A 23,870-nucleotide genomic window follows, 5' to 3' on the forward strand; every position below is an offset into this window, starting at 1 on the left:
TCCTGAAAATTTCAATCCTGAAATCAAGCAAGTAGAATGCCACGCCTCGGCGAGGGACAGCCATACCAAACCTATAAGAATTGCTAGCTTATGGGCTAGGAAATTACCCGTTAGGGTGAAGCCGACAGGCCACAAGGCCTGCAACAGGGAGAGCGGCAATGTGGTACGAGCTGGAACCGGATCAGCGTTACACCCTTGAAGTCGATGGTCACAGCATCGTGGCCTACAGCTTCGGCAGCGGCGACGACGTGCTGCTGTGCCTCAACGGCGGCCCCGGCCTGCCGTGCGACTATCTGCGCGACGCCCATGGCTGGCTGAAGGAAAAGGGCCTGCGGGTGGTGGCGTTCGACCAGTTGGGCACGGGTGCCTCCGACCGGCCGACCGACCCGGCGCTGTGGGATATCACCCGCTACGTCGCCGAGGTGGAACACGTGCGCCAGGCCCTGGAACTGGGGCGGGTACACCTGCTCGGGCATTCCTGGGGCGGCTGGCTGGCGATCGAGTATGCGATCCACCATCCCGGCCACCTCAAGAGCCTGGTGCTGGAAAACACCGTCGGCGACATCCCCCACCTGACCCTGGAACTGGAGCGCCTGCGCAGCGCCCTGGGCAACGAGACCGTGGCGATGATGCAGCGCCATGAAGCCGAAGGGCGGTTCGACCACCCGCAGTACCAGGCGGCGATCACCTTGCTCAACTACCGCCATGTGTGCCGTCTCGACGAGTGGCCGGCACCGGTGCAGCGCTCCCTGGGCGACTGGAACATGGGACCCTACGAAACCATGCAGGGGCCCAACGAGTTCCTGTATGTCGGCAACCTCAAGGACTGGAACCGCATCGAGGAAATGAAGGCCTTCGAGATGCCGGTGCTGATCACCACCGGCCAGCACGATGAACTGACCCCGGCCTGCGCCTACCGGATGAAGCGGTCGCTGCGCGATGTCGAGCTGCATGTCTTCCCCAATAGCAGCCACATGCCGTTCTACGAGGAGCCCCAGGCCTACTTCCCGGTCCTGCTCGACTTCCTGCGGCGTCACCGGGGCGCTGCATGAACCTGCAGCGCTACCGTTTCATCCTGGCCCGGCCGCTGCAGCTGCTGCCGGTGCTGTTCGGTATCAGCCTAGTGACCTTCGTGCTGATCCGCTCGATTCCCGGCGATCCGGCGCGGGCCCTGCTGGGCTCGCGCACCACGCCGCAGGCGCTGGCCAATGTCCGGGCGCAGTTCGGCCTCGACCAGCCATTGCCGCTGCAGTACTTCTATTTCCTCCGGAACCTGTTGCAGGGCGACCTGGGGCAGTCGATCCAGTATCGGGTCGATACGCTCAAGCTGATTGCCAGCCGTATCGAGCCGACACTGACCCTGGTGCTGGGCAGCGTGCTGCTGGCGCTGTTGATCGCCATCCCGCTGGCGACCCTGGCGGCGCGGCACAAGGGCGGCTGGGCCGACAACCTGGTGCGGGTGTTCACCACCAGTGGCCTGGGGGTGCCGGCGTTCTGGCTGGGCATCATGCTGATCCTGGTGTTCAGCGTGCAACTGGGCTGGTTCCCGGTGACCGGCTACGGGCGCACCTGGCTGGACAAGCTGCACCATCTGACGCTGCCGTGCCTGACCATCGCCCTGGCGCTGTCCTCGGTGCTGATCCGCAACCTGCGTGCCAGCATGCTGGCCGAACTGCAGGCCGATCATGTCACCGCCGCCCGCGCCCGCGGCCTGTCCGAAGCGGCGATCCTGCGTCGGCATGTGCTGCCCAATTCCCTGGTGCCGACGGTCAACCTGCTGGCGGTGAACATCGGCTGGCTGATCAGCAGCACGGTGGTGGTGGAGAGCCTGTTCGCCATCCCCGGTATCGGCCAGTTGCTGGTGCGCGGCATTTTCGGCCGTGACTACATGGTGGTGCAGGGGGTGGCGATGGTCCTCGCCCTGGCGACGGTGGCGGTGAACTTTCTGGCCGACGTGGCCACGGTGGCGATCGACCCGCGGGTGAACGTCCGATGAGCAGCGCACAGACGATGACACTGCGACGCAACCTGCTCGGCCTGCGGCTGGGCAACGGCCGGCTGGCGATGGTCCTGGGCCTGGCGATTCTCGGTGGCTGGCTGCTGCTCGCGCTCTTCGCGCCATGGATCGCGCCCTACGATCCGATCCTGCAGGACACCGAGGTACGCCTGCTGGGGCCGAGCGCGGCGCACTGGTTCGGCACCGATCACTTCGGCCGTGACGTGCTGTCGCGGGTGATCTGGGGGGCCCGGGTCGACCTGCAACTGGCGGTGCTGGGGGTGGTCTTCCCGTTCCTGATCGGCACCGTGGTCGGCGCCCTGTGCGGCTACATCGGGGGTCGCTTCGATACCCTCTGCATGCGCCTGATCGATATCGTCCTGGCCTTTCCGTTCCTGGTGCTGATGCTGGCGATCATGGCGATCCTCGGCCCGGGCCTCACCAGCTTCTACATCGCCATGGCCCTGGTCGGCTGGGTGTCCTATGCACGGCTGATCCGCTCGCAGATCCTGATCCTCAAGCACAGCGATTTCGCCCTGGCGGCCAGGAGCCTGGGCTTCGGCCATGGGCGCATCCTGTTCCGCCACCTGTTGCCCAATGCGCTGTTCAGTTCGGTGGTGTTCGCCATGTCCGATGCGGTGCTGGTGCTGCTCAACGGTGCGGCGGTGAGTTATCTCGGCCTGGGGGTGCAGCCGCCGACGGCGGAGTGGGGCACCATGGTCGCCGAAGGGCAGAGCCTGATCACCAGCGCCTGGTGGATCTGCACGTTTCCGGGGATTGCCATCGTCACCCTCGCCATGGGCTTCAGCCTGCTGGCCGACGGTGTCGCCGAAGCCATGGGGGAGCGGACATGAGTCGTGCGCCGGTGTTGCAGGTACAGGAGCTCAGCGTGGTGGCCCACAATGGCCCGGTACCCCTGACCCTGGTCGACCGTCTGTCCTTCGACCTGGGCGAGGGCGAGATCCTCGGCCTGGTCGGGGAAAGCGGTTCGGGCAAGACCCTGGCCTGTCGGGCGCTGATGCGCCTGTTGCCGTCCGGCAGCCTGAGTGTCGAGGGCAAGGCCGTGCGCCTGGCCGGGCAGAACCTGCTGGCGCTGGACGAAAAGGGCATGCGGGCCATGCGTGGTCGGCAGATCGGCATGGTGTTCCAGAACCCCGGCAGCCATCTCGATCCGTTGATGCGTATCGGCGAGCAGATCGCCGAAGGCATCCGCCAGCACCAGCAGTGCTCGCGCCGCGAGGCCCGGGCCCAGGCCATCGAGGTGCTGCGCCAGGTGGGTATTCCCGACCCGCAGCGCCGGGTAGACAACTACCCCCACGAATTTTCCGGTGGCATGCGCCAGCGGGCGATGATCGCCGTGGCTCTCGGTTGCGAGCCGAAGGTGCTGATCGCCGACGAGCCGACCACCGCCCTCGATGTGACGGTGCAGGCGCAGATCCTGCGGCTGCTGCTGGACTTGCGCGATCAGCGCGGCCTGTCGCTGATCATGATCACCCACGACCTGGGTGTGGTGGCGCAGACCTGCGACTCGATCGCCGTGATGTATGCCGGTCGCCTCTGTGAGCATGGGCGCAAGCAGGACCTGCTGGCGTACCCGCGGCATCCCTATACCGCCGGGTTGGTGGCCTGCCAGCCGGCCGGTGGCGCCAGCCAGGAGCCGTTGCGCACCATTGGCGGCCAGCCGCCGTTGCTCGCCGACCTGCCGGCGGGTTGCCGTTTCAATCCGCGCTGCCAGCAAGCCGCGGCCGACTGCCGTGAAACCTTGCCGGACCTGTGGGCCCTCGACCAGGGGCAACGGGTCGCCTGTCATTATCCGTTGCGGGTCGGAGGTCAGCCATGAGCCTGCTCGAAGTCAAGGACCTGCACGTGCGCTTCGCCGCCCAGGGCCGCGGCCTGCTGGGGCTGCGGCGGCAATGGGTGAGGGCGGTCAATGGCGTGTCCCTGAGCCTGGCGGCAGGGGAGACCCTGGGCCTGGTCGGCGAGTCCGGCAGCGGCAAGAGCAGCCTTGGCCGGGCGATCCTGCGCCTGAACGATATCGCCTCTGGCCAGGTGCTGTTCGACGGTGTCGACGTCGCCCGGGGCGGTACCATCGAGCTGGAGCGACTGCGTCGCGAGACCGCGATGATCTTCCAGGACCCTTATGCCGCGCTCAATCCGCGCCTGAGCATCGGCGAGACCCTCGCCGAAGTGCTGCGGGTACAGCGCAAGGTGGCGCCCGCGAGGATCGCCGCGCGGGTCGAGGAATTGCTTGAGCTGGTCGGCCTGCGCCCCGAGCTGGCCGGGCGCAAGCCGGGCAGCCTCAGTGGCGGGCAGTGCCAGCGGGTCGGCATTGCCCGGGCCCTGGCGGTGGAACCGCGGCTTATCGTCGCCGACGAATGCCTGGCGGCGCTCGATGTGTCGATCCAGGGGCAGATCGTCAACCTGCTGCTGGAGCTGCGCCAGCGCCTGAATCTGTCGATCCTGTTCATCGCCCACGACCTGGCGATCGTCCGGCGCCTGTGCGACCGGGTGGCGGTGATGTACCTGGGGCAGATCGTCGAGCAGGGCAATGTCGAGGCGGTGTTCGGCGCGCCGCGCCATCCGTATACCGCGGCTCTGATCGACTCGATCCCCGATATCGACCCCGAACGCCGCCTGCCCGCCGAACCCTTGCCCGGCGAGCCGCCGAGCCCGCTGCAGGCCCCGAGCGGTTGCGCCTTTCATCCGCGCTGCCGGCAGGCCCGGCCCGCCTGTGCCGAGGCCCGGCCGCCCACCCATCAGCTCGAACACCAGCGTTACAGCTGCGTGCTCGAGCAACCGTTGTCGCAAACCCCAACCCCAACCTCGATTAACAGGGAGTTATACGCATGAGATCCAGGCACTTCAGACTGTTGAGCGCGGCCGCCCTGGCCGTCTGCTCGCTGGCGGCGGGCGTGGCACAGGCCGCGGGCGTGCTGACCATCGGTTGCCGGGAGGACAGCACCACCTTCGATCCCATCAAGAGTGCGCAGAACCGCGATACCTGGGTGTTCGCCAACGTCTACGACACCCTGGTGCGGGTCGACAAGGCCGGCACCGAGCTGCAGCCCGGCCTGGCGCAGTCCTGGTCGGTCTCGCCGGATGGTCTGACCTACACCTTCAAGCTGCGCGCGGCGAAGTTCTCCGACGGTTCGCCGATCACCGCCGGCGATGCGGCCTTCAGCCTGCTGCGCATCCGTGACAACAAGGCCTCGCTGTGGAGCGATTCGTTCAAGCTGATCGACAAGGCCGAAGCCAGGGACCCGCAGACCCTGGTGGTGACCCTCAAGACCCCATCGACCCCCTTCGTTTCGCAATTGGCTTCGCCGACCGCCTCGGTGCTGTCGCAGAAGGCCATCGAGACGATGGGCGAAGACGCCTATGCGGAGAAACCGGTGGTCTCCGGGGCTTTCGCCGTCAAGGAATGGATCCGAGGCGATCGCGTGGTGCTGGAGAAGAACCCGGACTTCTGGCAGGCCGCCAACGTCAGCCTGGATGGCGTGGAGTGGATCTCCATTCCGGATGACAACACGCGGATGCTGAAGGTCCAGGCCGGTGAGCTGGATTCGGCGATTTTCGTGCCGTTCTCGCGGGTCGATGCCCTGCAGAAAGACAAGAACCTGGTGGTTCACCTCGATCCGTCGACCCGTGAGGACCACCTGCTGATCAACCACGCCCACGGCGATCTGGCCAAGCAGCAGGTGCGTGAGGCACTGGACTACGCCATCGACAAGAAATCGCTGGTCAATACCGTGACCTTCGGCAAGGGCACCGTGGCCTATTCCTACATCCCCAAGGGCGGCCAGTACCACTACGCGGACAACCTGCAGCGCCCGTACGACCCCGAGAAGGCCAAAAAGCTGCTGGCCGAGGCGGGCGTCAAGGACCTCAAGCTCAACTATGTGGTCAACGCCGGCAACGAGGCGGACGAGCAGATCGCGGTCATGGTCCAGCAGCAACTGGCCAAGGTCGGCGTCACCGCCAACCTGCAGAAGGTCGACCCGACCCAGAGCTGGCAGATGCTGATCGACGGCGCCTATGACCTGTCGGTGATGTACTGGACCAACGACATCCTCGATGCCGACCAGAAGACCACCTTCGTCCTCGGCCACGACACCAACAACAACTACATGACCGGCTACCGCAACGAGAAGGTCAAGGAACTGGTGGCGGCGGCGCGTATCGAGAGCGACCCGGCCAAGCGCCAGCAGATGTACGTCGACCTGCAGAAGATGGCCAAGGCCGATGTCAACTGGATCGATCTGTACTACAGCCCCTACATCAACATCTCGCGCAAGAACATCGAGAACTTCCAGCAGAACCCGCTGGGCCGCTTCTCGCTGGAAGAGACGGTGAAGAAGGACGACAAGCTCGCCAGCAACTGATCGGCGAATGTCGGGGCGGTAGAACGCAAAAGCCAGGGAAATCCCTGGCTTTTGTCTTCAAGCGCTACGCTGCCGGTATCAGGCAGGGAACAGCTCGCTCAGCTTCATCGACAGCATCATGTCGCCTTCGACTTTCAGCTTGCCGCTCATGAAGGCCTGCATGCCGTCGGTGTCGCCGCTGACGATGCCCTGCATGGTTTCGCTGTCGGTCACCAGGGTCACGTTGGCGTCCGGGTTTTCGCCTTCCTTCAGTTCGCAGGTTTCATCCTTGACGATCAGCGAGAAGTGCTGGGTTTCATCGATACGGAAACCGAAGACAACATCCAGGCCGGTAGCGGCTTTCGAGTTGAACTTGGCTTTCATCGCTTCTACGGCTTTGGCTACAGCGGTCATGGTTCGATCCTTTTATGGGTGATTACAGCGACCCCAAGGGTCACGGTTGGCCGGCTCTCAGCGGAAGGTGATGAGTTCCGGCGCCTTCAGCAGTTGCAAGTGGGTCTGACTGTTGAAGGAAGCCAGGGCCACCTCGCGACCACGGAACTTGAGCTGGTTGAGCGAGGTGTTGACGATCTGCCAGTTAAGCTCGAAAGCCTGCCTGGCGGGAACTTGGGTGATCAGGTGGAGCAGGGCGGTGATGGTCCCGCCGGAAGTGAACACGGCAATCTTCTGAGTGTTGTCGGCGCGTTCCAGGATCCGCTGCAGGCCGCCATTGACCCGCTCGACGAAACCCAGCCAGCTTTCCAGGCCCGCCGGGTCGTGGCTGCCGTTGAGCCAGCGTTCGATGATCCGGGCGAAGATGCGCTGGAACTCGCCACGGTTCTGCGCGGCGTTGCGCAGGATATGCAGGGCCTCGGGTTCGTCCGGCAGCATGGCCGGCAGCAGCGCGCGGATCACCGCGTCGGCATCGAACTCGTTGAAGGCGGCATCGATCTCCAGCGGCGGCACCGGCATGCCGACCCGGGCGAACTGCTCCAGGGCCAGCTCCGCAGTGTGCTGCTGGCGACGCAGGTCGCCGGCCAGGCAACGATCGAAACTCAGGCCCAGCTCGGCCAGGTGCTGGCCGAGGACTTGCGCCTGGCGCACGCCGGTCGGCGAGAGGACGTCGTAGTCGTCCGCGCCGAAGGAAGCCTGGCCATGTCGAATCAGATAGATGCTGCCCACGTCCGCGTCATCCCGGTACGTTGATGTTCTGGCGAGGTTATGAGGATGCCGGAAGCCTGTCAATGAAAAAACATACGCTCGTTTGAAATGTCTGTTAGAGACTTGTATCGCGCGGTGACGGCGGCTGGCCGCAGGGCTGTCCCGACGGTATGCTTGGGGCGTCAAGCCGCCGGAACCGGGGCTGTCTGGATTTTTAAGGAGCTATCGTGGAGTTTCTCTCCGAATACGCCAGTTTTCTGGCCAAGACCGTCACCCTGGTCATCGCGATCATCGTGGTGCTGGTGGTCGCGGCTTCGTTGCGCAGCAAGGGCCGGCGCCGGTCCGCGGGCCAGTTGCAGGTCAGCAAGCTGAACGAATTCTACAAGGGCCTGCGCGAACGCCTGGAGCAGACGCTGCTGGACAAGGAGCAGCTCAAGGCGCTGCGCAAGGAACAGGGCAAGGACGACAAGAAACAGAAGAAGCAGAAGAAACAGCCCCAGGCCAAGTCCCGGGTATTCGTGCTGGACTTCGAGGGTGACGTCAAAGCCAGTGCCACCGAGAGCCTGCGCCATGAAATCACCGCGTTGCTCAGCCTGGCCACGCCGAAGGACGAAGTGGTGCTGCGCCTGGAAAGCGGCGGCGGCATGGTCCACAGCTACGGCCTGGCCTCCTCGCAACTGGCGCGTATCCGCCAGGCCGGGGTGCCCCTGACCGTGTGCATCGACAAGGTGGCGGCCAGTGGTGGCTACATGATGGCGTGCATTGGCGACAAGATCATCAGCGCGCCGTTCGCCGTCCTCGGTTCCATCGGCGTGGTGGCGCAACTGCCCAACGTCAACAAGCTGCTGAAGAAGCACGACATCGACTTCGAGGTGCTGACCGCCGGCGAATACAAGCGCACCCTGACGGTGTTCGGCGAGAACACCGACAAGGGCCGGGAGAAGTTCCAGCAGGATCTGGACATCACCCATCAACTGTTCAAGAACTTCGTCGCCCGTTATCGCCCGCAACTGGCGATCGACGACGTGGCCACCGGCGAGGTCTGGCTGGGCATTGCCGCGCTGGACAAGCAACTGGTCGACGAACTGCGCACCAGTGACGAATACCTGGCCGAACGCGCCAAGAGCGCCGAACTGTTCCATCTGCACTATGCCGAGCGCAAGAGCCTGCAGGAGCGTGTCGGCCTGGCCGCCAGCGCCTCGTTCGAGCGGGTGCTGCTCAACGGCTGGAATCGCCTGACCCGCCAGCGTTTCTGGTAACCCTTCCGCTCCCTGGCCGCTGGCGCCTCCTGTCGCCAGCGGCCAGGGGGCCAGCGATAAATACCCCTCCCTGTCGTCGCCCCGTCAATACGCTGGAACCTTCAATGGATTTTCAGGACGAGGCTCATGGCAGAAACAGGTTCCACGCTCGACAGTGCTGCGCCGGCAGAGTTGGGGGTGCATTTCGATACGGTCAGGGAAAAGATACCCGGTTGGCTGTACCAGGCCGGTGCGGCCATGCGCCAGTCGTTTCGCGAGCACCTGCTGGCGCTGGAAACCTCCAGGCATGAAGTGCAACAGATCCTCGCACAGTTGCAGGGTATCGAGCAGTTCTGCCGACCGTTGTTGCTCACGGCCCTGGAGAAGTATCTCAATACCGCCCTGGAGGTGGATCGCACCGAGTTCATCAGGATCGACGAGACCTACCTGCTGAGTATCTTCGAAAGCAGGCTTTATTCCTTCATACAGCGCCAGACGCTGCTGGGCGCGGCCCTGCAGAATTTTGAGGCTGGCGAGACCGAGCCGGGCGCGCTCAGGGGCAGGGGTATCATCAGGCTGCCCGGCCGCATACCCGGCCGGCGAACGGTGCTCGCGCCGGAGATCTTCGCCGGAATCTGCCGCGGCCTGGATCTCGGCAGGCATTACCAGGCGCATATCGACGATGTCTTCAAACCCGCCGACCGCGCTCCGGGCTCGGTCAATCGGCGTTTTCTCGACTATGACAAGCGTGCGCTGAGGGTCAGCGCCGATATCGCCTGCATGAAAGGGGCGATCACCTCGTCGGTGCATGATCTGTTGATACGCCTGGCCAACGGAGAAACCGACCTGAAGCTGGAAGGGGCCAGGGTTCATTGCAGCCGGATGAACCTGTTCGACATCGAGTCCTTCGGCTGGGTAGTGATCGGGGCGCAACTCTCGAGTGACACGGTCGCCCCTTGCATCGCCTATATTCCGGGGGATCCCCAGGCGCCCCTCAAGCGCTACAGCAGCTTCTTCTCCCTTGAGCAGGACCTGGCCCTCAAGCTGCAGTCCCCCGACTACCGGCGTTTTTTCAGCCGTTTCATCGCCGAGGAGCAACGCTTGCGTTTCCTCGCCACCATCCACGGTCGAATCGCGCTCAGGCGCTACGGTCGGCCGCCGATGGGCATCCTGCCGCGCCACGTAACATTGAGTGAAATCCCGATCGAGGGTGACCTGTTCGAGAGCCTGCAGCAGCAGCGCTACCAGCAGATCAAGGCTCATGCACGGCAGTTGGTGGTGGCCACGGCCGATGTCGATGCCCGGGTGCGACAGGCCAGGCTGGATGCCTACCTCCAGGCCGGGCTGAGCCTGCTGACCCTGGCCCTGTCGTTCGTGCCGGTGATCGGCGAGGTGATCCTGGCGGCGACCGTGGTGCAACTGGTCACGGACGTCTATAACGGGCTGGAGGCCTGGCACCTGGGGCAAAGGCACGAAGCCCTCGGTTACCTGATGGATGTGGCGGAGAATGTCGCGCTGTTCGCGGCCGGAGCACTGGTCATCGGTGGTGGCCGGGCGCTGTTCAAGTCGATCAAGGTATCACCTCTGGTCGACTCGCTGATTCCGGTCGAGGTCGGCGGACGCACCCGCTTGTGGAACCCCGACCTGGCGCCCTACGAGCGGGGCATCCGGCTGCCGGAGGGCACGATGCCCGACGAAACCGGGCTCTATCCGTTCGAGGGCAATCATTACCTGCCCCTGGAGGGCAAGCTCTACGTGGTGGGCTATGACCGCCAGCGCCTGTGCTGGCGAATCGAACATCCAGGCGGTGAGGCCTTCCATTCCCCGGCCCTGCGGCACAATGGCATGGGTACCTGGCAGACACTGCATGCACGGCCGGCGCAGTGGTCGGTGATGCAACTGTTCCAGCGCCTGGGGCGGCCGGTTGCCGGGCTGGGTGAACGGATCCTGCAGCAGGTCCGGCAGTTGTACGGCAGCGAGGTGCCCGCCCTGCGCCGCAGCCTGGTGGACAATCAGCGCCCGCCAGCGTTGCTGCTCGATACCCTCAAGCGTTTCCGAATCGACCAGGCCATCGAGCAATTCATTGCCGATGCGTCGGGTGCCCGGATACGGACCCTGGAGCAGGGTGATCTGCAACTGCGGGTGCTGACATCATTGCCGGGTTGGCCGGAAAACCGCGTTATCCATTTGTTCAATGCCGAGGGCGACATACTGCAAGAGTATGGCCTGCGTACTTCGGAGCAATTCTCGTCGTTGCAGATCAGCGAGTCGCAACTCAAGTCGGGCGATATGCTGAACCTGTCCCTGGGCATGCTGAGCGAAACCGAACGCCTGGAGCTGCTGGGCAGCACCCTGCCGGACCGGGCCGAGCGTGCCAGGGTACTGGCGCTACGCCTTCGACAGGCGGCGGCCCAGCGCCGACAGTGGTTGTTCGATACCTTGTACGAGGTCAGCGAAATGACCGACAACGCGCTCGAAAGGCGTATGCTCGACAGCTTTCCCGGGCTGCCCAGGAGCATCGCCGAGGAACTGATCAGCCAGGCCAGCGGTGCCGAGCTGGAGCAGATGAGCGAACGGATTCCGTTGCGTCTGGTCGAGGAGATTCGCTGGTACCTCAAGCAGCTCAGGCTCAATCGGGTCTGTGAAAGCTGGTATCTGGCCAGCAATGAAGAGCCCCAGGCCGATCGCCTGGCGTTGCATGCTCTTGAATTGTTGCCCGGTTGGCCGAAGAACCTGCGCCTGGAGCTGCGCCGGCAGCGGATCATCAGTGAGGCGGTCGAGGCGGTGGGCGCGGCGCAGGCCACGACCCTTCGTGTGCTGCTCAAGGTCGGTCACCAATACACGGCCCTCGATGGCGAAGGGCTGATCCTGGGGACGGCACAGGATATCTTCGACGCCCTGGCGCTGGCCTTGCCGCAATCGGCGCGCGAGAACCTCGGCTCTGGAGCGACGGTCAATGGCACCTGGCTTCGGGACCAGATTGTCCGCCGGGTCACCGTCGATTCGCAGAGCGGCCAGCGCATTCTGGGCCTGGCGCCGTACAGTCAGCGCTTCAAGCCGCCGATGCGCCTGGCCTCGGGACGTATTGGCTACCCGTTGAGCGACGTTGGTGCCGTTGTCGGTGACTCCGAACGCCTGAGCCAGCGGGTACGGGACCTGTACCCGGGTTTTTCCGCCGATGAAGTGAGAACGTTCATCACGTCGCTCGATCTTTCCGAACCGGCCTGCCTGATCGAGCTCGAGCGGCGGCGCGAGGAATATGAAACCTTGTCCGCCACACTGGACAGCTGGGTACAGCGCCAGACCTGGCGCCGGGTTCGCGGCAGCCTGCAGGTGGCCCCCGTGGCCATGGACAACAAGCAGCGGGTGGCGGAGGCTATCCTGGCCTGCTGGCGTCGGCAATCACCACGCAACCTGCTGGGCGGACGCCATTTCCATGAACTGGACCTGCTGGGCATGCGCGTCGGCGACCTGCCGCCGCTCACCGCCGATTTCAGTCATGTGGGGTTTCTGTTCATGAACGACATGGGCCTCAGCAGTAGCGAGCTGTCGTTTCTGACGAACTTTCGGCAGTTGCGCTGGTTGTCGATGGGGTTCAATCACCTCGATGGCTTGCCGGCAGCGTTGGCGGAAATGTCCGAACTGGTGCATCTGCATCTGCCAGGCAACCAGATCGTGATGAATACCCAGGCCCGCAGTGTCCTTGCCGGGTTGACCAGGCTCAAGTTCCTGAACCTCTCGGACAATCCGCTGGTATTGCCCCCGGATGTCAGCGGCATGCCCGCGTTGGAACACCTGCTGTTGCGCCATACCCACATCGAGGAGTGGCCCACGGGCCTGGGCCTGTTGCACCGCTTGCAGATGCTGGACCTGCGCGACAACCTGATCGTGACGATTCCCGAGTCGGTCTACGCCAATCCGGTCGCCATCAACCGGGTGATTCATCTGCACGACAACCCGCGGCTGTCGACCGGGCAGATGGAGCGCCTGCAGCGTTACGAACAGCAGACCGGGATCAACTTCGGCGTCGATACGCCGGCCAGGCGCCGCGTCCACGCCATTCACCGGACGCCCTCTCTGCAGGCCTACGACCGCTGGACCGTGGGCTTGTCCCGGGGGCAGAAGATGTTGAAAGAGCAGCAATGGCGAGCCCTGTTCCGCGAGCAGGGCGCGGGGGATTTCTTCCGCCTGCTGGCCGACCTGACGGCCACGGCCGAGTACCGCGAGGCGCGTGAGGCCCTGAGCAGGCGGGTCTGGCAGGTGCTGGATGCGGCCAGCCAGTACACCGATCTGCGCGAGGAGCTGTTCGTTACCGCGTCCCAGCCACAGACCTGTTCCGACGGTGCGGAACTGATCTTCAGTGACATGGAGGTGCGTACCCTGGTCTTCCAGGCCAGGGTCATGGCTGGCGACAGCCCGACGCTCACCGAGAGGAACCTGCTGAAACTGGCCAGGGGACTGTGGCGCCTGGACGAGATCGAGGCCCTGGCGCAGGTCGATGTCGAGGCACGCCTGCAGAAACCGGGCGTCCATGTCGACCCGCTGGAAGTCCGGCTGGCCTACCGGATCGGCCTGGCCAGCCGACTCGGCCTGCCGGGACAGCCCGCCCATATGACCTTCACCGAGTTGGCCGGGGTGCCGCAGCCGGCGCTGGATGCCGCCTATCTCAAGGTGCTCGAACGGGAGAAGAGCCCGGACTACCTCCGCTCGATGGCCGCGCGCGAGTTCTGGAGTGACCATCTCAAGGCCCGCTATCCCGAGCGCTTCGAGGCGATCAACAGCCGGCACCAGGCGGTGGTGCAGGCGCTCGATGCCCGGCGTACCAGTCGCCAGGACCCGGCGTGGCATGAATTCATCGATATCGAACTGGAGGCGCAGATGGGCGACCAGCTCAAGGCCTGGCGTGAAGAGCAGGGCAGGGAACTGGAGAAACTGACCGGAGAGATACTGCAAAGGACGCCGCAGGGGCAATTGTAGACGCCGGGCTTGGCCGGAAATCGCCCATAAGAGCACCGCAACATTCAAATCGATCAAGCATTTCGGCTTTTGCCGTGGGGCGAGCGGGCCCGGGCTCTGGCGAGCCCGGACCACGGCGTTTCAGCGACGACGGAACAGCGGCAGCGGTTCGTCGGTGGCGGCCTGGTAGGTCACCGAGAAGTCCTTGAGGCTTTCCAGGGCTTCATACGGGTCCTTGTCGGCACGCAGGGCAAAGGCATCGAACCCGCAGCGATGCAGGTAGAACAGCTGGTCGCGCAGCACGTCGCCGATCGCCCGCAGTTCACCCTTGAAACCGTAGCGGTCGCGCAGCAGGCGGGCGTTGGAGTAGTTGCGCCCATCGGTGAAGGCCGGGAAGTTCAGGGCGATCACCTGGAAGTGCTTGACGTCGTCGCCGATCTCCTCGGCTTCCTCGTCGGCGTCCAGCCACACGCCCAGGCCGCCGTCGCGGGCCTTGAGGGCATGGCCGTGGTCGCGCCACAGGGCCAGCGGGACGATCAGGTCGTCGCAGTTGGTGATGCCGTCGAGGGTCGCGTCCTTGGGCAGCAGGTGCCAGGTCTCGTCGACCACCTGGTTGTTCTTAATGATTCGCTGCATAGACGCGTTCCTTGAAGAGGTCGATGCCGATACGTTGGTAGGTGTCGATGAAGCGCTCGTCTTCGGTACGCTGTTCCACGTACACGTCGATCAGCTTCGAGATCACGTCGGGCATGTCGTCCTGGGCGAAGGACGGGCCGAGGATCTTGCCCAGGCTGGCGTCGCGGCTGGCGCTGCCGCCGAGGGAAACCTGGTAGAACTCTTCACCTTTCTTGTCCACCCCGAGAATGCCGATATGGCCGACGTGGTGGTGGCCGCAGGCGTTCATGCAGCCGGAGATGTTCAGGTCCAGTTCGCCGATGTCGAACAGGTAGTCCAGGTCGTCGAAACGGCGCTGGATGGACTCGGCGATCGGAATCGACTTGGCGTTCGCCAGGGAGCAGAAGTCGCCGCCCGGGCAGCAGATGATATCGGTCAGCAGGCCGATGTTCGGCGTGGCGAAACCGTATTCGCGCAGTTCACCCCACAGTTCGAACAGCTTGCTCTGCTCGACGTCGGCGAGAATGATGTTCTGCTCGTGGGAGGTGCGCAGTTGGCCGAAGCTGTAGCGGTCGGCGAGATCGGAGATCGCGTCGAACTGCTTGTCGGTGACATCGCCCGGGGCAACGCCGGTCGGCTTCAGCGACAGGGTCACGGCGACATAACCCGGCTTCTTGTGCGCGAGGGTGTTGCGCACGCGCCAGCGGGCAAAGCCCGGGTGCTGCTGGTCCAGTGCCGCCAGTTCGGCAGCCTGGTCTTGCAGCACCTTGTAGTCGGGGCCGACGAAGTGTTTGGCGATCCGCTGCACTTCGGCTTCGGTCAGGGTGGTCTGGCCGCCACGCAGGTGGACCATCTCGGCCTCGACCTTCTCGGCGAAGACTTCCGGGGTCAGGGCCTTGACCAGGATCTTGATCCGCGCCTTGTACTTGTTGTCACGACGGCCATAGCGGTTGTACACACGCAGGATGGCGTCGAGGTAGCTCAGCAGGTCCTGCCACGGCAGGAACTCGTTGATGAAGGCACCGACCACCGGGGTACGGCCCAGGCCACCGCCGACCAGGACCCGGAAGCCCAGCTCGCCGGCGGCGTTGTACACCGCTTCCAGGCCGATATCATGGACTTCGATGGCCGCACGGTCGGAACTCGAGCCGTTGATGGCGATCTTGAACTTGCGCGGCAGGTAGGCGAATTCCGGGTGGAAGGTGGTCCACTGGCGGACGATTTCGCACCAGGGGCGCGGGTCGATCAGCTCGTCGGCGGCGACGCCGGCGAACTGGTCGGTGGTGACGTTGCGCAGGCAGTTGCCACTGGTCTGGATCGCGTGCATCTGCACGGTGGCGAGTTCCTCGAGGATATCCGGAACGTCTTCCAGCGCCGGCCAGTTGAACTGGATATTCTGCCGGGTACTGATGTGGGCGTAGCCCTTGTCATAGTCGCGGGCGATCTTGGCCATCATCCGCGTCTGGCGCGAACTCAGTTGGCCGTAGGGCACGGCGACCCGCAGCATCGGCGCGAAGCGCTGGATGTAGAGGCCATTTTGCAGGCGCAGGGGGCGGAACTCTTCTTCGCTCAGTTCGCCCGCCAGATAGCGTCGGGTCTGATCACGGAACTGCTTGACGCGGTCCTCGATGATTCGCTGATCGTACTCGTCGTATACGTACATATTGATCCTGTTTTCAGGCTTTATAGGTCTGTCGAGGGCAAGACACCGTCGCCAGACCTGAACAATTCCGCGCGCACGGCCGCGCACTCCCAGGGGGAGCCGGCGAAAGATAGCAGTTTGCGGTTATGTGCAAAAATGATGTTTTTGAATATGAACATAACCAAAATCGATATGCTCCGCGAAGCTGCAAAGCCCTTGGTTGTGGTGGGGACAATTGTGGTCTTAACTGTCGATGAGTCTTCGAGCAATCACCGACAAAATCTACAAGAGGCGATGCGATGAGCAATCCAACCAAGACAAGGAAAAGCGACAGCGCGGTCGATGCCTGGGCCATCCTGTTCCTGATCATCCTGGTGGTGGTCACGGCGGTGTTCTGGGTCAGTCATCAGTGATCGGGCCGTTTGGCCTGGCCTGAACTGAAGGTCGTTCCCGGGTCTGTGTGCAGTCCGTTGTGGGGCTCAGGAATGAAAGGGGTGTAGTCGGATGCAGCAGCACGCGGTTCCCCGAAGGAGCGGGGAGCCGCGAAGTCTCGTGCGCATCAGACGCCGGCGAAGTGCAACACCAGCTTGACGATACCCAGCAGGGTCAAGGCGAACACGGCGGTGAACAGGATGCCCAGGATCACGAAATGGCTGGGCTTGCCGTGGGTGAAGTCGCGCGCCCGGTTTTTCCCGCTCTGCACGCCGAACGCCGCCGCCATCACACTGTGCAGCATCTGCCAGAAGGTCGGTGGCTTGTTATTGATAGGGTCGTCCATAAAGCCCTCCACACAGGTCTGTGTGTGGAGAGCATAGACAATTTCCGCGGTGGTCGCCGGGCGTGCGGTGAGACCTTCCCACGCGCGAACGTGGAGGTAACTGCAGAAGCCGGGCTTGCCCGCGAATCGCGTCAGTTGTCGTAACCCAGGTTCGGTGCCAGCCAGCGCTCGCTGACGGCCAGGTCCTGGCCCTTGCGCGCGGTGTAGCTTTCGATCTGGTCCTTGTCGACCTTGCCCACGGCGAAATACTGTGCCTGCGGATGGGCGAAGTACCAGCCGCTGACCGCCGCCGCCGGGAACATCGCGTAGTGCTCGGTGAGGAACACGCCGCTGCGACCGGCCTTGCCTTCGCTGGCCTCGGGGTCCAGCAGGCTGAACAGGGTGGCCTTCTCGGTGTGATCCGGGCAGGCCGGATAGCCGGGGGCAGGGCGGATCCCGCTGTACTGCTCCTTGATCAGCGCCTCGTTGTCCAGCTGTTCGTCCTTGGCATAACCCCAGTGCTCCTTGCGCACCTTTTCGTGCAGCCACTCGGCGCAGGCCTCGGCCAGGCGGTCGGCGAGGGCCTTGACCATGATCGAGTTGTAGTCGTCGCCCTTGTCCTGGTAGGCCTTGGCGACTTCCTCGGCACCGATGCCGGCAGTGGTGATGAAACCGCCGACGTAGTCGGTGAGGCCGCTGCCCTGTGGTGCGACGAAGTCGGCCAGGGAGAAGTTCGGCTTGCCGTCGGTCTTGATGGTCTGCTGGCGCAGGTGATGCAGCCTGGCCAGAGGCTGACCCTCGTCACCGTACAGCTGGATGTCGTCGTCCTGTACCTGGTTGGCCGGCCAGAAGCCGAACACGGCACGGGCGCTGATCAGCTTCTCGTCGATCAGCTTGTCGAGCATCTCCCGGGCATCCTTGTACAGCGCGGTAGCGGCTTCGCCGACCACTTCATCCTCGAGGATGCGCGGGAACTTGCCGGCCAGGTCCCAGGAGATGAAGAACGGCGTCCAGTCGATGTACTCGGCCAGGGTGCGCAGGTCGATATTGTCCAGTACGCGGGTGCCGGTGAAGGTCGGTTTGACCGGCTGGTACCCGCTCCAGTCGAACTGCGGCTTCTTCGCGATCGAGGCGGCGTAGCTCAGGCGTTCGGTGCGGGCGCTGCGGTTGGCGGTACGCTCGCGGACCTCGATGTATTCCTCGCGGGTGCGCTGGACGAAACCGGCCTTGAGCTCCTTGGACAGCAGTTGGGTGGCCACGCCGACGGCACGCGAGGCGTCGGTCACGTAGACCACTGCGTCGTTGCTGTAGCGCGGTTCGATCTTCACCGCGGTGTGCGCCTTGGAGGTGGTCGCGCCGCCGATCATCAGCGGCAGGTGGAAGTCCTGGCGCTGCATCTCCCGGGCCACGTGGACCATTTCGTCCAGCGACGGGGTGATCAGCCCGGACAGGCCGATGATGTCGCATTTTTCCTCGCGGGCCACCTGCAGGATCTTCTCCGCCGGGACCATCACACCGAGGTCGACGATGTCGTAGCCGTTACAGCCCAGCACCACGCCGACGATGTTCTTGCCGATGTCGTGCACGTCGCCCTTGACCGTGGCCATCAGGATCTTGCCCTTGGCTTCCGGCTTGTCGCCTTTCTCCAGTTCGATGAACGGAATCAGGTGCGCCACCGCCTGCTTCATCACCCGGGCGGACTTGACCACCTGGGGCAGGAACATCTTGCCGGCGCCGAACAGGTCGCCAACGATGTTCATGCCGGCCATCAGCGGGCCTTCGATGACTTCGATCGGGCGGGCGAAGGACAGGCGCGATTCCTCGGTGTCCTCGACGATATGGGTGGTGATGCCCTTGACCAGGGCGTGCTCCAGGCGCTTGTTGACGTCCCAGCCGCGCCACTCCTCGGTTTCGGCTTCCTTGGCGGCGCCGTCGCCCTTGTACTGGTCGGCGATGGCGAGCAGGGCGTCGGTGCCCTCCGGCGTGCGGTTGAGGATCACGTCCTCCACCGCGTTGCGCAACTCCAGCGGGATCTGGTCGTAGATCTCCAGCTGGCCGGCGTTGACGATACCCATGGTCAGGCCGGCGCGGATCGCGTACAGCAAAAACACCGAGTGAATCGCTTCGCGCACCGGGTTGTTGCCGCGGAACGAGAACGACACGTTGGACACGCCGCCGCTGCTCAGGGCATAGGGCAGCTCGTCGCGGATGTAGGCGCAGGCGTTGATGAAGTCGACCGCGTAGTTGTTGTGTTCCTCAATGCCGGTGGCAACGGCGAAGATGTTCGGGTCGAAGATGATGTCTTCCGGCGGGAAGCCCACTTCATTGACCAGGATGTCATAGGAGCGCTTGCAGATTTCCTTCTTGCGCGCCTCGGTATCGGCCTGGCCGACCTCGTCGAAGGCCATCACCACCACGGCGGCGCCGTAGCGCTTGCACAGCCTGGCGTGATGAATGAACTGCTCGACGCCTTCCTTCATGCTGATGGAGTTGACGATGCCCTTGCCCTGGATGCACTTGAGGCCGGCCTCGATCACTTCCCACTTGGAGGAGTCGATCATGATCGGCACGCGGGAGATATCCGGCTCGCTGGCGATCAGGTTGAGGAAGGTGACCATCGCCTTCTTCGAGTCGAGCATGCCCTCGTCCATGTTGATGTCGATCACCTGGGCGCCGGCTTCCACCTGCTGCAGGGCGACTTCGAGGGCTTCGGTGTAGTTCTCCTCGCGGATCAGCCGGGCGAACTTGGCGGAACCGGTGATGTTGGTCCGCTCGCCGACGTTGACGAACAACGACTGACGATCGATGGTGAACGGCTCCAGGCCGGACAGGCGACAGGCCTTGGGAATGTCCGGGATCACTCGCGGCGCATACGCCGAGACCGCCTGGGCGATCGCCGCGATATGCGCCGGAGTGGTGCCGCAGCAGCCGCCGACGATGTTCAGGAAGCCGCTCTGGGCGAATTCCTCGACCACCTTGGCCATTGCCTCGGGCAACTCGTCGTACTCGCCGAATTCGTTCGGCAGGCCGGCGTTGGGGTGGGCGGAGACGTGGGTGCTGGCCTTGTCCGACAGCTCTTCCAGGTAAGGGCGCAGCTCGCTGGCGCCGAGGGCGCAGTTCAGGCCGACGGAGATCGGCTTGGCGTGGGCCACGGAGTTCCAGAATGCTTCGGTGGTCTGGCCCGACAGGGTACGGCCGGAGGCATCGGTGATGGTCCCGGAGATCATGATCGGCAGTTCGAAGCCCAGTTCCTCGAAGACACCCTGGACGGCGAAGATCGCCGCCTTGGCGTTGAGGGTGTCGAAGATGGTCTCGATCAGGATCAGGTCCGAGCCGCCTTCGATCAGGCCACGGGTGGCCTCGGTGTAGTTCTCCACCAGTTCGTCGAAGGTGACGTTGCGGTAGCCGGGGTTGTTCACGTCCGGCGACAGCGAGCAGGTACGGCTGGTCGGGCCGAGGACGCCGGCGACGAAGCGTGGCCGGTCCGGGGTTTCCAGGGTTTTCGCGTCGGCCACCTGGCGGGCCAGGCGCGCACCTTCAACGTTCAGTTCGTAGACCAGCTCTTCCATGCCGTAGTCGGCCTGGGAGACGCGGGTGGCGTTGAAGGTGTTGGTCTCCAGGATGTCGGCACCGGCATCCAGGTAGGCTTTCTCGATCGAACCGATCACATCCGGACGGGTGATGACCAGCAGGTCGTTGTTGCCCTTGACGTCGCTCGGCCAGTCGGCGAAGCGCTTGCCGCGATAGTCCTGCTCCTCGAGCTTGTAGCTCTGGATCATGGTGCCCATGCCGCCATCAAGAATCAGGATGCGTTCTTTGAGGGCCTGCTGGAGAGCGTTGAGGCGAGCGCTGCGGTCGGACATGGGACTACCTGGAAAGACGGATACAAAAAGAGCCGCGATGATAGCAAAGCTGTACGGTTTGAGAGCATGTCGGGCTTTTCCATGAAAATCGCTCATGTTGAAACCTTGGCGACAGGGTAGAATCAGCGCGTTTTTTTACTTCCAGGACCAGGGATATGTCGCATCGCTTTGTCAGTGTTTTCTTACTGCTGCTGTTCAGCAGTGTCACTCAGGCGCAAAGCCCGGCCCCTGCGATTTCCTACACCCGTGATATACAACCGATCTTCACCGAGAAGTGCGTGGCCTGCCACGCCTGCTACGACTCCGCCTGCCAGCTCAACCTGGGCAGCGCCGAGGGGGCGGCGCGGGGGGCGTCGAAGCTGCCGGTCTATGATGGCGACCGCAGCAAGGCGCTCAAGCCGACACGTCTGTATATCGATGCGCAGACCCCGTTGCAGTGGCGTCAGAAGAAGTTCTATTCGGTGCTCGATGCCCAGGGCAGCCAGGCGGCGCTGATGGCGCGCATGCTGGAACTGGGGCACCGCACGCCGTTGCAGCCCAATGCCAAATTGCCGGACGACATCGTGCTGGGCCTGAACCGGCAGAACCTGTGCCCGTTGCCCGAGGAGTTCGACGGTTATGCCAGTGCCCACCCCCGGGAAGGCATGCCGCTGGCGGTGACCGGCCTGACCGACCGCCAGTACCAGACCCTGCGCGCCTGGCTGGCGCTCGGTGCGCCGATGGATGCCCAGCCGCTGGCGCCGACGGCCCGCGAGGCGCAGCAGATCAGCCAGTGGGAAAACCTGCTCAACGCCCCGGGCGCCCGGGAAAGCCTGGTGGCGCGCTGGCTGTACGAGCACTGGTTCCTGGCCCACATCTATTTCGATGGCGGCGAATCCGGGCACTTCTACCAGTGGGTGCGTTCGCGTACGCCCAGCGGCCAGCCGATCGACCTGATCAACACCCGGCGCCCCAATGACGATCCCGGCACCCAGGTCTACTACCGCCTGTGGCCGGTGCAGGGGGCGATCGTCCACAAGACCCACATCACCTATGCCCTCAACGCGGCGAAGATGGCGCGGATCAAGACCCTGTTCTACAGCGGCAACTGGCAGGTCAGCGCCTTGCCGGGCTATGGCCCGCAGCGCCGGGCCAATCCGTTCGAGACCTTCGAGGCGATCCCGGCCGCGGCGCGCTACCAGTTCATGCTCGACAATGCCGAGTATTTCGTCGACACCTTCATCCGCGGGCCGGTCTGCCGCGGGCAGATTGCAACCGACGTGATCCGTGACAACTTCTGGGCGCTCTTCCAGGCGCCGGAGCATGATCTGTACATCACCGACCCGAGCTATCGGGGCAAGGCCACGCCGCTGCTGGCGATGCCCGGGCAGAACGACGATGTCGGCAGCGTGCTGAGCCTGTGGCTGGCCTACCGGGACAAGCGCAACGAATACGAGTCGCTGCGCACCGAAGCCTATGCCGCCGTGCCGGCACCGAGTTGGTCGAGCCTGTGGGCCGGCAATGACAACGCCTTGCTGAGCATTTTCCGGCATTTCGACAGCGCCACGGTCAGCAAGGGGCTGATCGGCGAAGTCCCGCAGACCCTGTGGCTGTTCGACTACCCGCTGCTGGAACGCACCTACTATCAGTTGGCGGTGAACTTCGACGTGTTCGGCAACGTTTCGCACCAGGCCCAGACCCGGCTGTACTTCGACCTGATCCGCAACGGCGCCGAGCAGAACTTCCTGCGTCTGATGCCGGCGGATTCGCGCGATGGCTATCTCGACGACTGGTACCAGAACAGCGGCAAGATCAAGATGTGGCTGGATTACGAGCGTATCGACGACAGCAAGCCGAGCGCGCTGAAGCTCCATGGCAAGGACCCGAAACTCGACTTTGCCAGGCAGTTGCTGGCGCGCTACGGCGATCTCAACGTCCACCCGGACCCGATCAACCGTTGTGACGGCGCCTACTGCTCGCGGCCCAATATCGACCCGGCGCTGCAGGAGGCCGAACAGTCCCTGAGCCGGCTGGCTTCGCGCCCGGCGGCCGGGCTCAAGGTGATCGACCAACTGCCGGAGGCGACGATGCTGCGCGTCGAGACCCGTGGCGGCAAACGCGAGGTCTACAGCCTGCTGCGCAACCGGGCCCACAGTAACGTCGCATTCATGCTCGGCGAGGCCTACCGCTACCAGCCGGGCCTGGATACCGTGACCATCTACCCCGGCGTATTGAGCAGCTATCCGAACTTCATGTTCAACGTGCCGGCCGAGCAGGTGACCGCGTTCGTCGATGCCATGGAGCAGGCCCGGGATGCGGCGGCGTTCGAGCAGATCGTCCAGCGCTGGGGCATTCGTCGCAGCCACCCGCAGTTCTGGTTCTATTTCCACGACCTGACGACGTACCTCAAGGAAACCGACCCGGTGAATGCCGGTGTGCTGGACATGAACCGCTACGAGAACCTGTAGGGCGTGTCCTGCTGAAAGTAGCGACTGGGGGACGCCCCCAGTGCCCGCCGAAAGACCGTGGCAAAGGCGCCAGGGCTGCTGTAGCCCAGCTCCAGGGCGACCCGGGTCACGGCTTCACCGTTGCCCAGGCGCACCACGGCCGCCAGCAGGCAGGCCTGCTGGCGCCATTCGACAAAGCTGACCCCGGTATGCTGGCGGAACAGGCGGGTGAAGGTGCGGCGGCTCATGCCGGCGTCACGGGCCATGTCGTCGATGGCGACCTCCAGTGAGGGCTGGTCCAGCAGGCGGCGGCAGATCCGCGCCAGGCGAGGCTCCCGGGGCAGCGGCGCGTTCAGTGCCAGCCGGGGCATCCGGGCCATCTCGTGGAGCAGCAGGCCCAGCAGGTAGCTGTCACGCTCATTGCCGCTGCCGTTGCTGCCAACCTCGGCCGCCTGTGCCAGCAACTGGCGCAGCAGCTCGGAAACCTCCAGGACCTGGCACTGCCCGGCCAGTGCCAGGCGTTGCCCGGTTTCGGCCAGAACATAGGCGTTGAGCATGGTCACCGGGCCGCGCATGCACATGGCGTGCGGCAGGTCCGCGGGCACCCAGACGGCGCGTCCCGGCGGCACCACCCAGTCACCGTCGTCGGTGAATACGGTGATCACGCCACACGCGGCATAGGCGAACTGGCCGCGTTCGTGGCGGTGCGAGTCGAATCGCTGGCCGTCACGGTAGTCATGACGGGTGACGATGACGTTCTGGGTGCTGCTCGGGTAGAAGTCGGGCATGGGATAAAGGGGCAGGGGTTGATCTTTGGCCCATTTTTATCCTTATCTGGCCTTGAGTTGCAAGCGG

The 23,870-nt window shown here is 64.2% G+C and carries 16 protein-coding genes; 9 read left to right on the plus strand and 7 right to left on the minus strand.

Translation table 11 applies throughout. From position 1 onward, the window contains the following. Nucleotides 1-158 precede the first annotated feature (158 nt). The 6 genes from ACMGT0_RS15565 to ACMGT0_RS15590 are packed head-to-tail and all read left to right on the plus strand — an operon-like array spanning nucleotide 159 to nucleotide 6,378. On the plus strand, nucleotides 159-1,052 hold the full coding sequence (locus tag ACMGT0_RS15565) for a proline iminopeptidase-family hydrolase (protein WP_054058943.1): 894 nt from the start codon (nucleotides 159-161) through the stop codon (nucleotides 1,050-1,052). After that, nucleotides 1,049-1,996, plus strand: a complete 948-nt coding sequence (locus ACMGT0_RS15570) for an ABC transporter permease (protein ID WP_416773342.1) — start codon at nucleotides 1,049-1,051, stop codon at nucleotides 1,994-1,996. Before ACMGT0_RS15565 ends, ACMGT0_RS15570 begins: the two co-directional genes overlap by 4 nt. Beyond that, a complete protein-coding gene (locus ACMGT0_RS15575) occupies nucleotides 1,993-2,850 on the plus strand; it encodes an ABC transporter permease (RefSeq protein WP_054062249.1) in 858 nt (285 codons plus the stop codon). The genes ACMGT0_RS15570 and ACMGT0_RS15575 overlap by 4 nt, the downstream gene beginning before the upstream one ends. Then, the gene (locus tag ACMGT0_RS15580) at nucleotides 2,847-3,836 is read left to right on the plus strand and encodes an ABC transporter ATP-binding protein (protein WP_416773344.1); all 990 of its coding nucleotides are present in this window, start codon (nucleotides 2,847-2,849) and stop codon (nucleotides 3,834-3,836) included. The genes ACMGT0_RS15575 and ACMGT0_RS15580 overlap by 4 nt, the downstream gene beginning before the upstream one ends. Next, on the plus strand, nucleotides 3,833-4,846 hold the full coding sequence (locus ACMGT0_RS15585; RefSeq protein WP_273820749.1) for an ABC transporter ATP-binding protein: 1,014 nt from the start codon (nucleotides 3,833-3,835) through the stop codon (nucleotides 4,844-4,846). The genes ACMGT0_RS15580 and ACMGT0_RS15585 overlap by 4 nt, the downstream gene beginning before the upstream one ends. Next, nucleotides 4,843-6,378, plus strand: a complete 1,536-nt coding sequence (locus tag ACMGT0_RS15590) for an ABC transporter substrate-binding protein (protein WP_081005945.1) — start codon at nucleotides 4,843-4,845, stop codon at nucleotides 6,376-6,378. Before ACMGT0_RS15585 ends, ACMGT0_RS15590 begins: the two co-directional genes overlap by 4 nt. Nucleotides 6,379-6,456: 78 nt before the next feature. On the opposite strand, the gene ACMGT0_RS15595 is transcribed toward ACMGT0_RS15590, so the two are convergent. Together ACMGT0_RS15595 and ACMGT0_RS15600 are read right to left on the minus strand one after the other, a co-directional pair. Further along, nucleotides 6,457-6,771: an SCP2 sterol-binding domain-containing protein gene (locus tag ACMGT0_RS15595; RefSeq protein ID WP_416773346.1), complete on the minus strand. Its 315-nt coding sequence runs from the start codon at nucleotides 6,769-6,771 to the stop codon at nucleotides 6,457-6,459. A gap of 57 nt (nucleotides 6,772-6,828) precedes the next feature. Continuing rightward, nucleotides 6,829-7,539: a histidine phosphatase family protein gene (locus ACMGT0_RS15600; protein WP_416773348.1), complete on the minus strand. Its 711-nt coding sequence runs from the start codon at nucleotides 7,537-7,539 to the stop codon at nucleotides 6,829-6,831. 206 nt (nucleotides 7,540-7,745) lie between these two features. On the opposite strand from ACMGT0_RS15600, the gene sohB reads away from it, so the two are divergent. Next, complete coding sequence (sohB, locus tag ACMGT0_RS15605) at nucleotides 7,746-8,777, plus strand: protease SohB (RefSeq protein WP_054058171.1); 1,032 nt, start codon at nucleotides 7,746-7,748, stop codon at nucleotides 8,775-8,777. Nucleotides 8,778-8,903: 126 nt separating this feature from the next. After that, entirely contained in the window at nucleotides 8,904-13,733 is a 4,830-nt protein-coding gene (locus ACMGT0_RS15610; RefSeq protein ID WP_416773351.1) for an NEL-type E3 ubiquitin ligase domain-containing protein, read from the plus strand. 120 nt (nucleotides 13,734-13,853) lie between these two features. Here ACMGT0_RS15610 and ACMGT0_RS15615 read toward each other — a convergent pair whose 3' ends face one another. From ACMGT0_RS15615 to metH, 4 genes are all read right to left on the minus strand, one after another. Beyond that, a complete protein-coding gene (locus ACMGT0_RS15615) occupies nucleotides 13,854-14,348 on the minus strand; it encodes a DUF934 domain-containing protein (protein ID WP_054058169.1) in 495 nt (164 codons plus the stop codon). Next, entirely contained in the window at nucleotides 14,332-15,990 is a 1,659-nt protein-coding gene (locus tag ACMGT0_RS15620; protein WP_054058168.1) for a nitrite/sulfite reductase, read from the minus strand. The genes ACMGT0_RS15615 and ACMGT0_RS15620 overlap by 17 nt, the downstream gene beginning before the upstream one ends. A 538-nt stretch (nucleotides 15,991-16,528) precedes the next feature. After that, nucleotides 16,529-16,747 (minus strand): DUF2970 domain-containing protein, encoded by a 219-nt coding sequence (locus ACMGT0_RS15625; protein WP_273820755.1) that lies wholly within the window; start codon nucleotides 16,745-16,747, stop codon nucleotides 16,529-16,531. Between the two features lie 131 nt (nucleotides 16,748-16,878). Further along, nucleotides 16,879-20,589 carry a methionine synthase gene (gene metH / locus ACMGT0_RS15630; protein ID WP_416773354.1) on the minus strand — a complete coding sequence of 1,237 codons (3,711 nt, stop codon included), beginning with the start codon at nucleotides 20,587-20,589 and terminating at the stop codon, nucleotides 16,879-16,881. A gap of 155 nt (nucleotides 20,590-20,744) precedes the next feature. Between metH and ACMGT0_RS15635 the strand changes: the two genes are divergently transcribed. After that, nucleotides 20,745-23,036 carry a fatty acid cis/trans isomerase gene (locus tag ACMGT0_RS15635; protein WP_054058165.1) on the plus strand — a complete coding sequence of 764 codons (2,292 nt, stop codon included), beginning with the start codon at nucleotides 20,745-20,747 and terminating at the stop codon, nucleotides 23,034-23,036. On the opposite strand, the gene ACMGT0_RS15640 is transcribed toward ACMGT0_RS15635, so the two are convergent. Next, nucleotides 23,021-23,803, minus strand: coding sequence for an AraC family transcriptional regulator (locus ACMGT0_RS15640; protein WP_054058164.1), 783 nt, complete (start codon nucleotides 23,801-23,803; stop codon nucleotides 23,021-23,023). The two genes, ACMGT0_RS15635 and ACMGT0_RS15640, sit on opposite strands and share 16 nt — an antisense overlap. Nucleotides 23,804-23,870: the final 67 nt, after the last annotated feature.

Source organism: Pseudomonas sp. RHF3.3-3 (assembly GCF_048069595.1).
In the GTDB taxonomy this organism is placed as follows: Bacteria; Pseudomonadota; Gammaproteobacteria; order Pseudomonadales; family Pseudomonadaceae; genus Aquipseudomonas; species Aquipseudomonas fuscovaginae_B.